The sequence below is a fragment of the Azohydromonas caseinilytica genome, from assembly GCF_012927045.1.
GTDB classification, from domain to species: Bacteria; Pseudomonadota; Gammaproteobacteria; order Burkholderiales; family Burkholderiaceae_C; genus Azohydromonas; species Azohydromonas caseinilytica.
In genome coordinates this window covers 1,887-4,657 of sequence record NZ_JABBFW010000067.1, presented here as the reverse complement: position 1 = coordinate 4,657, position 2,771 = coordinate 1,887, and the positions used below count along the sequence as shown (strand labels likewise).

The 2,771-nt window shown below is 73.2% G+C and carries 1 protein-coding gene; it reads left to right on the top strand.

What is annotated here, in order from left to right:
• Nucleotides 1–2,771: cadherin-like domain-containing protein (locus tag HHL10_RS29810; RefSeq protein WP_169164061.1), on the top strand; the 2,771-nt coding region annotated here is incomplete at both ends.

Genomic DNA, 2,771 nt, shown 5'->3' with positions numbered 1-2,771 from the left:
CACCACGCCGGCCACGCTGGCCGTGGAGCTGGCCGCCGTCGAGGACGCGCCGGCGCTCACCGGCGAGCCCGCCACGCTGGCCAACGGCACCGAAGACCGCGCCTACACGGTGACGGCCGAGCAGCTGCTGCAGGGCTTCACGGATGCGGACGGCGACACGCTGGGCGTGACCGGGCTGACGGCGGACCACGGCACGGTGGTGCACAACGCCGACGGCAGCTGGACCATCACGCCGGCGGCCAACTACCACGGGCCGCTGGTGCTGAGCTACGCGGTGAGCGACGGCCGGGCCACCACGGCCGCCACGCTGGCGCTGGAGCTGGGCGCCGTCAACGACGTGCCGCTGCTCACCGGGGCGCAGGCCACGCTTGCCCCGGGGGCCGAGGACCAGGCCTACACCGTGGGGCTGGCGCAGCTGCTGCAGGGCTTCACGGACGCCGACGGCGAGCGGCTCTCGGTCACGGCGCTGACGGTGGACCACGGCACGGCGGTGCAGAACGCCGACGGCAGCTGGACCGTCACGCCCGAGGCCGACTACCACGGCGTGCTGACGCTGGTCTACGGCGTGAGCGATGGCAGCGCCACCGTGCCGGCCAGGCTGGTCGTGGAGATCGACCCGGTCAACGATGCGCCGGTGCTCAGCGGCGAGCCCGCCGTGCTGGAGCGGGGCAGCGAGGACCGCGCCTACACGGTGACGGCCGAGCAGCTGCTGCAGGGCTTCAGCGACGTGGAAGGCGCGGCGCTGTCGGTGAGCACGCTGACGGTGGACCACGGCACGGCCGTGCGCAATGCCGACGGCAGCTGGACCATCACCCCCGAGGCCAACTACCACGGCACGCTGGTGCTGAGCTACGGCGTCACGGATGGCCAGGCCACCACGGCCGCCACGCTGGCGCTGACGCTGGCCGCGGTCAACGACGCGCCGCGGCTCAGCGGCGCCCCGGCCGAGCTGGCCGCGGGCACCGAGGACGTGTCCTACACGGTGACGCTGGCGCAGCTGCTGCAGGGCTTCACGGACGTGGACAGCGCGGTGCTGTCGGTGGCGAACCTGACGGTGGACCACGGCACGGCGGTGCAGAACGCCGACGGCAGCTGGACCATCACGCCCGAGGCCGACTACCACGGCGCGCTGGTGCTGAGCTACGGCGTCACGGACGGCCGCGCCACCACGGCGGCCACGCTGGCGCTGGAAGTGCAGGGCGTCAACGACGCCCCCGAGCTGGGCGCCGAGCCCGCGACGCTGGAGCCCGCCACCGAGAACACGGCCTACACCGTGACGCTGGAGCAGCTGCTGCAGGGCTTCACGGACGTGGACGGCGACACGCTGTCCATCACTGAGCTGACGCTGGAGCACGGCACGGCGGTGCAGAATGCCGACGGCAGCTGGACCATCACGCCCGAGGCCGGCTACCGCGGGGCGCTGACGCTGAGCTACGTGGTCAGCGATGGCACTACCAGCACGGCGGCCACGCTGGGGCTGCAGGTGGTGGCCGGCAACGAGGCGCCGTCGCTCAGCGGCGAGCCCGCCGCCTTGGCCGCGGGCACCGAGGACACGGCCTACACGGTCACGCTGGCGCAGCTGCTGCAGGGCTTCACGGATGCCAACGGCGACGCGCTCTCGGTCACCGGCCTGACGGTGGACCACGGCACGGCGGTACAGAACCCCGACGGCAGCTGGACCATCACGCCCGAGGCCAACTACAGCGGCCCGCTCGTGCTGAGCTACGGTGTCACGGACGGCCGGCTCGTCACCGGCGCCACGCTGGGGCTGGCGCTGGCCGGCGTCAACGACGCGCCGGTGGTGACCGGCGCGCGCGCCGTGCTGGCCGCGGGCACCGAGGACAAGGCCTACACGGTCACGCTGGCGCAGCTGCTGCAGGGCTTCACGGACCCGGACGGCCAGGGGCTGTCGGTCACGAGCCTGACGGTGGACCACGGCACGGCCGTGCGCAACGCCGACGGCAGCTGGACCATCACGCCCGAGGCCGACTACAACGGCGCGCTGGTGCTGAGCTACGTGGTGAGCGACGGCCAGCTCGGCACCGACGCCACGCTGGGGCTGACGCTGGCTGCCGTCAACGACGCGCCGGTGGTGACCGGCGAGCGCGCCGTGCTGGCCGCGGGCACCGAGGACACGGCCTACACCGTGACGCTGGCGCAGCTGCTGCAGGGCTTTGGCGACGTGGACAGCGCGGTGCTGTCGGTGACGAACCTGACGGTGGACCACGGCACGGCCGTGCGCAACGCCGACGGCAGCTGGACCATCACGCCGGCGGCCAACTACCACGGCGCGCTCAAGCTCAGCTACGGCGTTACGGATGGCAAGCTCACCACGGCGGCCACGCTGGGGCTGACGCTGGCCAGCGTGGAGGACGTGCCCACGGCCACCGGCACACGCGCGCAGCTGGCCAACGGCAGCGAGGACACGGCCTACACCGTGACGCTGGCGCAGCTGCTGCAGGGCTTCACCGACGGCGACGGCGACGCGCTGTCGGTCACCACGCTCACGGTGGACCACGGCACGGCCGTGCGCAACGCCAACGGCAGCTGGACCATCACGCCCGAGGCCAACTACAGCGGCGCGCTGGTGCTGAGCTACGGCGTCACCGACGGCAAGGCCACCACGGCGGCCACGCTGGGCCTGACGCTCAATGCCGTCAACGACGCGCCGCTGGTCACGGGCACGCGTGCCGTGCTGGCCGCGGGCACCGAGGACACGGCCTACACCGTGACGCTGGCGCAGCTGCTGCAGGGCTTTGGCGACGTGGACA